Source organism: Adlercreutzia shanghongiae, from assembly GCF_035830635.1.
Classification (GTDB): domain Bacteria; phylum Actinomycetota; class Coriobacteriia; order Coriobacteriales; family Eggerthellaceae; genus Adlercreutzia; species Adlercreutzia shanghongiae.
This window is the reverse complement of the sequence record NZ_JAYMFI010000032.1, coordinates 1-11782: the sequence shown is the minus strand read 5'-3', so window position 1 is coordinate 11782 and position 11782 is coordinate 1. Positions and strand designations below refer to the sequence as shown.

The 11782-nt window shown below is 61.6% G+C and carries 9 protein-coding genes and 1 rRNA gene; 9 read left to right on the top strand and 1 reads right to left on the bottom strand.

Translation table 11 applies throughout. From position 1 onward, the window contains the following. The first annotated feature begins 41 nt into the window (after positions 1-41). Both VJ923_RS11315 and VJ923_RS11310 read left to right on the top strand, forming a co-directional pair. Positions 42-551 carry a hypothetical protein gene (locus VJ923_RS11315; protein ID WP_326441545.1) on the top strand — a complete coding sequence of 170 codons (510 nt, stop codon included), beginning with the start codon at positions 42-44 and terminating at the stop codon, positions 549-551. Positions 552-734: 183 nt separating this feature from the next. Further along, entirely contained in the window at positions 735-3311 is a 2577-nt protein-coding gene (locus VJ923_RS11310; protein WP_326441543.1) for a U32 family peptidase, read from the top strand. Between the two features lie 30 nt (positions 3312-3341). Here the strand turns inward: VJ923_RS11310 and VJ923_RS11305 are convergent, their stop codons facing one another. Further along, complete coding sequence (locus VJ923_RS11305; protein ID WP_326441541.1) at positions 3342-4739, bottom strand: helix-turn-helix transcriptional regulator; 1398 nt, start codon at positions 4737-4739, stop codon at positions 3342-3344. A 317-nt stretch (positions 4740-5056) separates the two neighbouring features. Between VJ923_RS11305 and VJ923_RS11300 the strand changes: the two genes are divergently transcribed. The 7 genes from VJ923_RS11300 to VJ923_RS11270 all read left to right on the top strand — a co-directional run. Next, positions 5057-6730, top strand: a complete 1674-nt coding sequence (locus tag VJ923_RS11300; RefSeq protein ID WP_326441539.1) for an FAD-binding protein — start codon at positions 5057-5059, stop codon at positions 6728-6730. Between the two features lie 108 nt (positions 6731-6838). Then, positions 6839-7339 (top strand): hypothetical protein, encoded by a 501-nt coding sequence (locus VJ923_RS11295; protein ID WP_326441537.1) that lies wholly within the window; start codon positions 6839-6841, stop codon positions 7337-7339. Positions 7340-8054: 715 nt separating this feature from the next. Next, complete coding sequence (gene tyrS, locus VJ923_RS11290; RefSeq protein WP_326441535.1) at positions 8055-9266, top strand: tyrosine--tRNA ligase; 1212 nt, start codon at positions 8055-8057, stop codon at positions 9264-9266. A 108-nt stretch (positions 9267-9374) separates the two neighbouring features. Next, a complete protein-coding gene (locus VJ923_RS11285; RefSeq protein WP_326441533.1) occupies positions 9375-9791 on the top strand; it encodes a hypothetical protein in 417 nt (138 codons plus the stop codon). Positions 9792-9833: 42 nt separating this feature from the next. Continuing rightward, positions 9834-10292, top strand: a complete 459-nt coding sequence (locus tag VJ923_RS11280; protein WP_326441531.1) for an RNA polymerase sigma factor — start codon at positions 9834-9836, stop codon at positions 10290-10292. Next, entirely contained in the window at positions 10289-11014 is a 726-nt protein-coding gene (locus VJ923_RS11275) for an anti-sigma-I factor RsgI family protein (protein WP_326441529.1), read from the top strand. Before VJ923_RS11280 ends, VJ923_RS11275 begins: the two co-directional genes overlap by 4 nt. Positions 11015-11453: 439 nt before the next feature. Next, a 16S ribosomal RNA gene (locus VJ923_RS11270) occupies positions 11454-11782 on the top strand; the annotation flags it as partial.

The following is an 11782-nucleotide window of genomic DNA, read 5'->3' as shown; positions in this document are numbered from 1 at the left end:
AAACGACGGCGCCCGTACGGCGTCCAAAGACGGGAGACACCATGAAGAAGCATACGATTGCGTGCCTGCTTGCCGTGGCCCTCGGCGCGGCTCTTGTAGCCGGCGCTCTTGCGGGCTGTGAATCGCCGGCCACGGGAGCCACCGATCAGCAGCAGGCCAACCGCACTTATATGACCAAGGTGAATCAGGCGGTAGATGAGCTGAACAGCCGCCTCGGCGAGTTCGACGAGGCCGTGGCCCAGGAGAGCATCGTCAACATGCGCAATAAGGCCAACAGCGCCTTCGAGGCCATCGACGCTCTTGCGGCCATCGATACGCCCGAGGCCATGAAGGGCTTGCAGACGAACTACGTCGATGGATGCACCAAGCTCAAGGATGCGCTGAATGGCTACGTTGATCTGTATACCGAGATCAGCAGCGCCACCGAAGAGGCTCCTTTCGACTACGGCACCTACGACGACCGCATCAAGGAGATTCAGGACGCTTACAACGAAGGTGTCGATAAGCTGAAAGCGGCTGACGAAGAGGCCCTGAAGCTCAACGAGGACTAATCGGTTTCGAACGTTCTGGCGGATGTTTGAACGTGTCGATGCTGCGCGGCTCTGCCGCATTTCGCCTGACCCCCTTGTTTGGGCACGGCGCGACTGAAGGTCGCCTGGCCCAAAGACGGGGCCACCCGAAATGCGGCAGAGCCGCTCGCTGACTTCCTTGGGCGAACCTATGAGGAGTATTACGTGAGAAATGTTGAATTATTGGCTCCCGCTGGCAGCGAGGCGGCGCTTCATGCTGCGGTGGCGGCGGGCGCCGATGCGGTGTATCTGGGCCTCGAGTCGTTCAATGCGCGACGAGGCGCCGACAACTTCACCGTGGAGACGCTGCGCGGGGCCTGCGAGTACGCCCATACGCGCGGCGTTTCGGTGTATGTGACGATGAACACCGTCATTTTGCCCGATGAGGTAGGGGAGGCCTTGGAATGCGTACGCCAGGCCTATCGCGCCGGGGCCGATGGGTTCATCGTGCAGGACATCGGGCTCGCGGCGGAAATCACCCGCACCCTGCCCGAGGCGTCGCTGCATCTTTCCACGCAGATGAATACGCACAGTCTGGCCGGCGTGCGCGCCGCGGCCCGTCTGGGCGCCGAGCGCATCACGCTGGCCCGCGAGGTGTCCCTCGCCGAGATCGCTCTCATCTCCGCCGCTGCGCAAGAGGAGGGAATGGAGGTGGAGGTCTTCGCTCATGGCGCGCTCTGCGTGTGCTATTCGGGCCAGTGCTTCATGTCTTCTATGATCGGTGGCCGCTCGGCTAATCGCGGCATGTGCGCCCAGGCTTGCCGGCTTCCCTATGAGCTGCAAAACAAGGCTCTGCAGAAGAGCCTGCCCTCGCCGGGCGATCATTTGCTCTCGCCGCAGGACCTCTGTGCTGTCGATCGCGTGGGCGACCTGGTGCGCGCCGGCGTGGCCTCGCTGAAGATCGAGGGCCGCATGAAGTCCCCCGAGTACGTCTTTGCCGTCACCGCTGTCTACCGCAAGGCGCTGGACGCCGCTCTTGCTAACGACTCATGTCATCCTGAGCAAAGCGCCGCAGACGAGGAGCCGAAGGGTCTTGCGTTTGCCGTTACCGACACCGATCGCGACCGCCTCACCGATGCGTTCTCTCGCGGCTTCACCACAGCGTATTTGGATGGGAAGCGCGGCAACGACATCATGAGCTATAAGCGCCCCAACAATCGAGGCTTGTTCCTTGGCCGGGTGGACGAGGTGCGCGACAACGCCGCCTTCCTTGCAAGCGATCACGTTCTGGCCGAGGGCGATGTGCTCGAGTTTTGGACACGCAAGGGCAACGGTACGCTCACGCTGGGGCCCGTTCGCACCGACAAAAAAGGCCGCTACCACCTGCCGCTCGAGGGCAAGACGCGCACGGTGAAGCCCGGCGACCGCGTTTTCCGCGTTCGCAGCGCCGAGGCCTCTTTTGCGGATGACGCCCGCGAGCCCCGCGTGCCCATCGTCGGCACTGCCACGCTGCACATCGGTGCGCCGCTCGCCATCGAGTTCCGTGTTGCCACGGAGGCCGAGGTGCTCGAGATGCTCCCCGACAAGCTCGATGACGCGTCCCGCACGTCCCTCGCCGTCGCCCGTCGCCTGGCCGCCGCTTTTCCCGAGGGCGGTCCCCTTGGCAGCGCGGAGGGTCCCGAGGTGGAAGCGGCCCGCACCCGCGCCGTCTCCTTCGACGACGTGGCCGCTCACATCGATCGCCTCGGCAATACGCCCTACCGGCTGGTGAACCTTACCATCGACATGGACGACAACGTGGGCATCGGCTTCTCCCAGCTTCACCATGTGCGCGCCGAAGCTCTCGATTGCCTGCAGCTCCTCATTCTCGCGGGAACCATCGAACGCCCGCTGCCCCGTGTTGCTCCGCGCGAGCCCGTGCCGGCGGCGCACCCCTCGGGCTGCCGCGTTGCCGTCACGGTTACCAATCCCGCTTGCGCCCGCGCCGCCAAGCGCGCCGGCGCCCACCTCATCTACGTTCCCGTCCTGAACTACCGCCGCGGCGAGGCCGTCATTGCCGGCCAGAAAAACGCCGCCGCCGAGCAGGCGGGCTATCCCAAGGGCTGTATTCCCATCATGCCCGTGGCCGATCACGAGGCTGTTGAAAACACCCGTGAGGCCGCGGTTGATACCGATGTGTGGAAGTACGCCGCCGAGGGTAAGCCGCTCATGGCCGAGAGCCTTGCTGCCATGCAGCGTGCCTCCGAGGAAGGCGCGCTCATCGATGTGGGCCCCCATGTGCCCGTCACCAACGAGCTCTCCCTGGCCGCGGCCGTCGCGTTCGGTGCTAAGCGCGTCTGGCTCTCGCCGGAGCTCACGCTGCGCCAAATTGAGGAAGTCGCCAAGGACGCCCCGATGGAACTTGGCGTGTTGCTCATCGGTGCCCAGGAGCTCATGGTCACCGAGCACTGCATGCTCATGAGCCAGGGCCCCTGCGATGAGAACTGCGCCGTGTGCCCTCGCCGCAAGAGCCCCCATGTGCTGAAGGACCGCAAGGGTTACGAGTTTCCCGTCATCACCGACGCCATGGGCCGCAGCCACCTCTACAATGCCGTGGAACTGGATATCGCTCCGGCCATGCCCGACCTTCTGGCTGCCGGCATCTCGGCTTACATGGTGGATGCCACCCTCATGAACGCCGAAGAAACGGCCCATGCCGTGGGTCGCGCCATCCGCGCGCTCCATGTGGCCCAAAACGACGGCAATGCCATTGCGAAAATGCCCAATACCACCTCCGGCCACCTCTATCGAGGCGTGGCGTAGGACGCGTCTGCTCTTGCAATGGAGCAGCCGCTATTCTTCGATTTTTTGCTGCAGCTCGTGGCGGGAATGAACACCGAATTTGCTGTAGATGCGGCTCACGTGGGCACGTACGGTAGAGGGTGCGATGAAGAGATCATTGGCGATGTCGGTCACGCTCTTGTCCTCGATGAGCAGCTGGTAGACGGAGGTCTCGCGCTCGCTGAGGCCGTTAGTCTGGGCGAGTTTCAAGGTGCGGTCGCGAACTGATTCCGGGGAGAGGGCGCTGCGGACGTCCACGGCCCGGGTATCTCCAGCTTTACTGATCAGCAGCCCGTAAGTGAGCACAACGCCAAGGACCAACGCAACGATCGCGACGCTTTCCGCCGTGCTGCCGGCGAACGCGGGCTCCATGGTTTTCCCAGCAACGGTGAGAGCCATCATGAGAAGACTGAGCGCCGCATAGGCGAAAAGGGGATCGCGCTTGAGTTCCTGACCCCTCACCCGCACCACCAGGTAGGCCACGAAGTGGGCGCCCGACAACGCGGTGGTGACGAGGATCTTGACGAGCATGGCGTTCACGTCGAGGAAGAACGTGCTCAGAAGCCCCAAGATCATGAAGGGACAACTGATCCAATACACGCTAGACAGACTGAAGGACCGATAGGACGCAAGAAGTCCCACGAGGATGATGATAGCAGGCAGCGCGAAGCCGATCTTAAGTCCGACGGTCGATACGCCCACGCCGATACTGCCGGTGCAGAAGCCGTAGGCGAGTGAGATGACGGTGCAGAAGGCCGCAAGGCGCAGAGGGGGCCAGTAAGGACGGGCCGTCTCCTCCAGGAAGAGGGGACTCTGGGCTGAGTTGATCAGTCTGTGATGCACGAGTGCGTAAATTAAGAGACTTGTCGCCGCTGTCATAATGGCGTAGAAGCACCCGACCTCTCGCGAGACATCGGTGATGACGGGGTAGTCGATGAGGTTTGCGAGGTATCCGACGGCCAGAATGATGAGCATCTTCTTGGGCGAGAAGCGCGATACCAGGGCAAGCCAGAAGGAGAAGACGGCGGCGTATCCTGCGCCCAAGGCCAAATCTCCGGCCCAGGCCGCAAGGGCGGTGGAGCTCTGCGACGCGAGGGTGATGACGATGCTCCCAAGACCCAAGAGGGCAAAGAGGATCGCGGCAGTGCGGCCGCTCGGCAGTTGCCCTCGTTTCAGCCCCCACGCGATGGCGACACCGTAGCCAGCGACCTCCCCTATGTCGATAACGAGATTGGCGTTGAGAGGCCCTGTGAAGCCGCTTTGCCCGACCGTTGCATGAAGGCACCAGTTGAAAGGAAAAAGGGCAAGCAGATAGCCGAGGGCGGCAAGTGCGACAAGCTGGTTGGCGACGAGGGCCCGTGAAGCGGACTCGATGAGCCCGACCGAAGGGCGCGAAGTGTCTTTGGCCATGGATTCTCCCTCCCGTACGGAAACCATTGTAGCCGTATCGAGTCGTTAAGCGCGCTTAATCTGGCTGCCTAGCGCGCTACTCCCTCATTGAATGACAAGCGAAATGCCTGATAGAAGCCAGGTAATAACCATCTGGCAAAAAATGGCGATGCCCGATTGAAGGCGCATCCGATTAAGCGTCGGCTGGCTCTGATTAAGCGGAAAGACCATAGCCGCGACAGGGCCCGGCGGTCTAGATTGGTTGCCACGGCGAGAGAGCCGGAGCTATACGGGGCGAGGCGAACCTCCCCCAACTATTCGAAGGAGGAGAAAGTAACATGGAACAAGTAACGCGACGCAACTTCCTGAAGGGCGCGAGCATCGTGGCGGCCGGTGCCGCCGTTGCTGGCCTTGCGGGTTGCGGCAGCAATGAGGCGCCCACGGCTGGCCAAGAACCAGGCGCGATGCCCGGAACCGGCAGCGTTGATTGGGTCGGCGAAGCCGACTTCATCATTGTGGGTTCGGGCGCGGCTGGCTTGGCTGCCGCCATCACTTGCTACGATGAGGGTCTCGGCGACGCCATCGTTCTCGAGGTTGCTCCCGAAGAGGAAATGGGCGGCAACTCCCGCTGCTGCGGTCAAGGCGTTTTCAGCCCTGATTCCGTCGAGGCTGCTATCGAGTACCAGTCCGCGCTGAGCCTTCCTTATGTGGTGGAAGACGACATCATGAACGCTTGGGCCGAGGAAATCTGCAAGAATGTTGACTGGCTCACCGACGTGGTGGGATCGGATCTCACCATGGAGAATCACCCCGAGTTTCCCGAAATGCCCGGTTCCGACCATATTCTATTGGTTAATCCCGAGGAGGGCCGCAATACCGATGGCAGCGGTACCTTGTGGCTCGACATGAAAGACAAGGCCGACGAGCTCGGCGTCCCCTTCGAGTATGAGGCCCGAGCCATCTCCCTCGTGACCAGCGATGGCAACGAGGTGCGCGGCGTAACCACCGAGGACGGACGCAACTTCAAGGCCCGCAAGGGCGTCATCTTAGCCGCCGGCGGCTTCGAATTCAATGAGGAGATGATGCAGACGTACTGCCCGTGCGGCTACAGCGGCACCAAGGGTAAAGGCACCTGGTGGAATCGCGGCGACGGCATTCTCATGGCCCAAGCCGTCGGTGCGAAGCTGTGGCACATGAACAACTTCTCCGGCAACTATCCGGGTTTTCGCACATTGGCCGTCGATAACGACGACGCGCGCACCTGGCCGTCCTTCAAGACCCACGACTATATCTTCCTGGATGCCTACGGTGACCGTTATATGAACGAGGATTGCATGGGCATCGGCGAAGGCCTGCTGCGCCACGGTAAAATCTTCCGCCATGGTTCTTATGCCGATCTCGATTTGCCCACCGGCGGCTGGTGCATCTTTGGTCAGAACGCTTTCGACTCTGGCAACCTCTTCTCTCCTTCGAGCTTCGCGGGCCAGCTGAAGAAGGTTTTCGAGTCCTTCCCCGACAACCAGGCTGCTATGGACGCCGGCGTGGTCATCAAGTGCGAGACTCTGGCCGAAGTGGCCGCTGCCACTGGTTATGACGAGGCCAAGCTCACCGCTGTGATCGATCAGTACAACGGCTTTGTGGACGCCGGCTTCGACGAGCACTTCCATCGCGGATCCGACCTGAGCGCCATGGGCTGGCTCGTGCCGTCCCCCGGCCATGAGAACGACGAAATCTACAAGGCCGCCTTCGACCTCGAGAAGATCGAATCTCCTTACTATGTGACCGAGATCGTGAACACGGTGCTGAACTCCCAGGGTGGTCCGAAGCGCAACGCAAACGGCCAGATCGTTGGCACCATTGACGAAACCCCTATCCCGCGCCTCTACGGTGCCGGCGAGATGGGAGCCCCCTACCCGTATCTGTACAACCAGGGCGGCAACTTCGGCGAGGCCATGTCCTCCGGTCGCATCGCAATCCGCCACGCTGCCACGCTCGATGCCTGGGAGGCGTAAGTCATGAAGTCGACGAAGAAGAGACTGCTCGCAGTCACAGTGCTGGGAGCCATGATTTGCGCATCGATCGTTGCGGGATGTGCTCCGAGAACGGCATCTCCTTCGTCGATGAGTGATACTGGCTCCGACGGCGCCGAGGTCGCGACAGCCTCGGCCTGGTCCGCCGATTTGGACTGCGCCGCCTGCCACGGCGCGGAGGCCGAATCGGCAGCCGCCGCCACTTGTGCTGCGGGCTTCCACATGACCTCGCAGGACTTCCAGTGCACGACCTGCCACGCCGACGAGGCGGGCCTGACGGAGGCCCACGGTGACATGACGGGAAAGGCGCCGAAGAAGCTCAAGAAGACGAGCGTCGATGCGGCCTTGTGCGAGACGTGCCACGATAGCGCTTCTTTGGCCGAGGCCACGGCGAGCTCTACGGTGCTAACAGACGATCAATCCACGACGATCAATCCCCACGACGTTCCCGAGAATGCTGAACATGAGGCGCATACCTGCCTCGATTGCCACAGCGGCCACGGGGAAGACAACGTGGAAGAAACCGCACGCGATTTCTGCGTGGGCTGCCATCACGAGAACGTCTACGAGTGCCATACCTGCCACGAGTAAGCGCATGCGATACAGCGCGTTGGTTCTCTGACGCATCGATCAATCGACATACCGACGGCGTGGCAGTTTCCCCTCCCGCTGCCACGCCCCTTTCCCAGCGCCTGCCGATTTCGGCAGACGCTTCCCGTCGACTCCGCTTTTGTATTGCGTTCATGACTATGCACAGCGACATAATGTTTCGCTGCATAATCCTTAGTTGTCCAATACGGGACGTTCCTCTGAGGGTTTGGCAGCCATTCTTGCCACTCGTTATCTAACACTTTATAGGCCAATCTAAAAATTTTAAGATTGGCCTATAAAGTGTTAGATAAAGAGGTCGAAGGGGTTTTCCCAATCCAAATTCCGGCAGAAATGCATCTTGTTCTGGAATTTGCGCAACCATGAAGGGCAAGGAATTCATGCGCGCCACGACGATCTGGTGTGGGAGTACCGGCGCTTCGCAGCTCGGTGACATAGCGCAGCGTATGGGGAAGAAGAGTGTGAATGGCCTCTCCGTGCTACGCGATCGGTTGATTCGCGATGGCCTCATCTACGCGCCGGAGCGGGGCTACGTTGCTTTCACCGTCCCCGGAATGGGCGATTACATCGAACGAGCGGAGGAGATGTGGCGGCGCCCTTGTGCTAGAATTCCAACACTTGCATAAGTCATCGACTTCATAAGGTATCAACTTATATAACTTTTTGGCGGGCACGACATCTGGAAAGCGAAGGCAACATGCTTACTCCTGAAGAACAACTGCACATCATCAAATCGGGCACGGCCCAGATTGTCCCCGAGGTGGCCCTTCTGGAGAAGCTCAAGCGCGGCGTGCCGCTGAACGTGAAGCTCGGCGTGGACCCCACCGCTCCCGACATCCATTTGGGGCATGCGGTGCCCCTGCGCAAGCTGCGCCAGTTTCAGGATCTGGGCCATCAGGTGACGCTCATCATCGGCGACGGCACGGCGCTTATCGGCGACCCGTCCGGCCGCAACTCCACGCGCCCGCAGCTTTCTCGCGAGAAGATCCAGGAAAACGCCCAGACCTACGTGGACCAGGCCTTCAAGGTGCTCGATCCCGAGAAGACCACCCTGCGCTACAACTCCGAGTGGATCCTCGACCTTGATATGGAGCACCTGCTGAAGCTTCTGGCCAACTTCACCGTCGCCCGCATCCTGGAGCGCGACGACTTCCACAACCGCTACACCTCCGGCCAGTCCATCAGCCTGCACGAGTTCCTCTATCCGGTCATGCAGGCCTACGACTCGGTGGTCATCAAGGCCGACGTGGAGCTGGGTGGCACCGACCAGCTGTTCAACCTGCTGGCCGGCCGCGAGCTCATGGAGAAGATGGGCATGGAGCCCCAGGTCTGCCTCACGCTGCCCTTGCTCGAGGGCACCGATGGCGTGAAGAAGATGTCGAAGAGCTACGGCAACTACATCGGGCTTACCGATGCGCCCTCCGACATGTTCGGCAAGGTCATGTCCATCCCCGACGAACTCATGGTGAAGTACTACCGCCTCGCCTCCACCGAGGATGTGGCGGAAATCGATCGCATCGAGGCCGGCCTTGCCGCCGACGAGCTGCACCCCAACAAGGTGAAGCGCGCCCTGGCCCGCAACATCGTGGCGGCCTACTACGACGCCGTGGCTGCCGAAGAGGCCGAGGCCGACTTCGATCTCAAGTTCAAAGACCACGGCTTCCCGGCCGACGCCCCGGTGTTTGCCCCCGATCTTGCGCCTGACGAGAGCGGGCTGGTCTATGTGGCCAAGGTGCTGGTTGACGCCGGCGTGGCCACTTCCGCCTCCGAGGCGCGCCGCCTTATCGATGGCGGCGGCGTGAAGGTCAACGGCGAGCCTCTTGCCCCGAAGTCCTACAACGTCGCGCCCGAGGTGCTCGCGGGCGCCCAGGTGCAGGTGGGCAAGAAGAAATTCGTGCGTTTCGAATAATTCGAAAATCTTTGCAAGGATTGCGCGGCCTCGATCGTATTACTGCTAGAGAGTCGCTCGGGGGCCGAGTCGCAAGCTCGGCCCTCGTTGTTCCAAGGAGGATTGTTCATGAAGAAGTCGACGTTCGTTATCGTTGTTGCGCTTGTGGTGGCGCTGTGCGTGCCCGCAGTGGCCTTTGCCGCCCTCATGCCGAGCCCTTCGCGGGTGGCCGAGCGCGCCGCCTGTCCCGCCTACGCGGTGCAGCGTGATGCCGTGCAGAGCGAGGAGGCTATCGGGGGCCAGAGCCCGCGCGGCTACCATCATCCCGAGGGGCATCGCGGCGTTTGCGGGGGCTATGTTGATGCTGACAACGACGGCATCTGCGACAACTGCGACGCAACGGCTTCTTCTTGTCCGGGCTTTGTGGACGAGGACGGCGATGGTGTGTGCGACAACTACGGCGAGGGATGCCCCCGTGGCCAGGGCCAGGGCGGGCAGAACGGCGGTCGTGCCCATCATGGCCAGGGCCACGGCTGCTGGCGTTAGGGAATTTGCCCGGTGCGGCCGGCTGCAGACATAGAGAACGCGATGACGCGCCATGGCGATACCGTCTGGCGCGTCTGCCTTGTGGGCCTGAGGCATCGCGATGACGCCGAGGACGCCTTCCAGGATGCTTTCATGCGTTACGCGTTGGCCGACACTGCGGCCTTTGCCAGCGAGGAGCATCGCAAGGCGTGGCTCATCCGTGTGGCGACGAACCGCTGCCGCGATATGCGGAAGGCGGCCCATCGGAAAAACGAGCCCTTGGAAGCTGCGGGCGATTGCCCTGCGCGCTCGTGCGACCCCCACACTCAGCCGGGTTCCCGCGTGCGCGAAGTGCTCGACGCCATGAGCGCCCTTGACGACCCGCCGCGCACGCCGGTGTATCTCGCGCTCTATGAAGGTTATACGGCTCCGGAGATATCCGAGCTTATGGATGCTCCCGTGAACACCGTGTACTCCTGGATCGCCCGCGGCAAGAGACTGCTGAAGGAGGCCCTGCAATGACCGATATCGAACAGCGCCTCCGCGAGGCTTACGATGGCGAGCGGCTGCCCGACGAGGTGCGCTCTTATGCGCTGGCCGCTATTGAAGCGGCGCGAGCGCGTCATGTTTCCGGCGATGCGAGTGCCCTTAACGATGCCGACGCACCTGCGGAGGAGACGTTTCCCGCTGCAGCTTCCTCGGCGGCGCGTCCGTCGCAGCTCCGCCATCTAGGCGCCAAGCGGCGCTCGCGCATGTTCATTCCCCTGGCCGCTTGCCTGATTCTCGCCCTGGCCGCCTTCGGTATCTTCGGGGCGTATCGGACGCCCGCCGCTCTTGTCGGCATCAGCGTGAATCCGTCCATCGAGCTTGCGGTCAACCCCTTCGGCAAGGTCATTGCCGCAAGGGGCCTTAACGAGGACGGCGAAACGGTTCTTGCTGAAGTCGCCCTCGATAACCTTTCCTATGAAGAAGCCATCACCTGTCTCGTGAAAAGCCCCGCTTTCGCGCCGTATCTGACCGCCGACGCTTTGGTGGACGTGAGCATCGAGTCCGACGATCAGCGGCTCGGTGCCGACATCGCCGAGCAGACTGATCGCGCCCTGGCCGATATGCCCTGCGCTCACCGCTGCCACCGAGCTGATGGCAGCCAGTGCGGCGGGGGACGCCACGAATCGGGCATGGGTCATGGCCGGGGGCAAGGGCATCGCGGACAGCATCACGGAACAGGCCAATCGGCCGGCTAAAAAATTTTTAAAATTACCTCTTGCGCTCATTTGAGCATCGTAGTAATCTATACAACCCGCGCTTGAGAAGGCGCGGGCGAAGAGGTCTCCACGAGACAACTTCGCAAGGCTTTCTCTCTTGCCTCTTCTGCAAGAAGCGAAACCAAGGCTGAAAACAAATTTTCAAAAATTTTGAAAAAAGTTGTTGACAGGCCTTGAGCAAAAGAGTAAAGTACTTCCTTGCGCCGCTCACGAGGGCAGCGCGGCGGGAGAGGCTCCCGCGGAACCTTGACAACCGGATACTGAGGATGGAATTCGAGAGATGAATCATCTCGAGGATGTCAGACGGACATCACAGAGAACAAGCTTATTATCCCTGTCAGGGGCGGATAGCCCCGACGGAGAGTTTTAAAACAGAGATCGAGACTCACATCGAACTGTGTCCCCTTAGGGGGATGTTTGAACGGAGAGTTTGATCCTGGCTCAGGATGAACGCTGGCGGCGTGCTTAACACATGCAAGTCGAACGATTAAGACGGCTTCGGCCGTGTATAGAGTGGCGAACGGGTGAGTAACACGTGACCAACCTGCCCCGCGCTCCGGGACAACCGCTGGAAACGGCGGCTAATACCGGATACTCCGGGAGGGCCCCATGGCCCCTCCGGGAAAGCCTTCACGGCGCGGGATGGGGTCGCGGCCCATTAGGTAGACGGCGGGGTAACGGCCCACCGTGCCCGCGATGGGTAGCCGGACTGAGAGGTCGACCGGCCACATTGGGACTGAGATACGG

What these genes read in the sequence shown, in the direction of transcription:
- VJ923_RS11315 (WP_326441545.1), top strand. Translation starts at nt 42, where the DNA reads ATGAAGAAGCATACGATTGCGTGCCTGCTTGCCGTGGCCCTCGGCGCG.
- VJ923_RS11305 (WP_326441541.1), bottom strand. Translation starts at nt 4,739, where the DNA reads ATGGCCAAAGACACTTCGCGCCCTTCGGTCGGGCTCATCGAGTCCGCT.
- VJ923_RS11300 (WP_326441539.1), top strand. Translation starts at nt 5,057, where the DNA reads ATGGAACAAGTAACGCGACGCAACTTCCTGAAGGGCGCGAGCATCGTG.
- VJ923_RS11295 (WP_326441537.1), top strand. Translation starts at nt 6,839, where the DNA reads ATGAGTGATACTGGCTCCGACGGCGCCGAGGTCGCGACAGCCTCGGCC.
- tyrS (WP_326441535.1), top strand. Translation starts at nt 8,055, where the DNA reads ATGCTTACTCCTGAAGAACAACTGCACATCATCAAATCGGGCACGGCC.
- VJ923_RS11285 (WP_326441533.1), top strand. Translation starts at nt 9,375, where the DNA reads ATGAAGAAGTCGACGTTCGTTATCGTTGTTGCGCTTGTGGTGGCGCTG.
- VJ923_RS11280 (WP_326441531.1), top strand. Translation starts at nt 9,834, where the DNA reads ATGACGCGCCATGGCGATACCGTCTGGCGCGTCTGCCTTGTGGGCCTG.
- VJ923_RS11275 (WP_326441529.1), top strand. Translation starts at nt 10,289, where the DNA reads ATGACCGATATCGAACAGCGCCTCCGCGAGGCTTACGATGGCGAGCGG.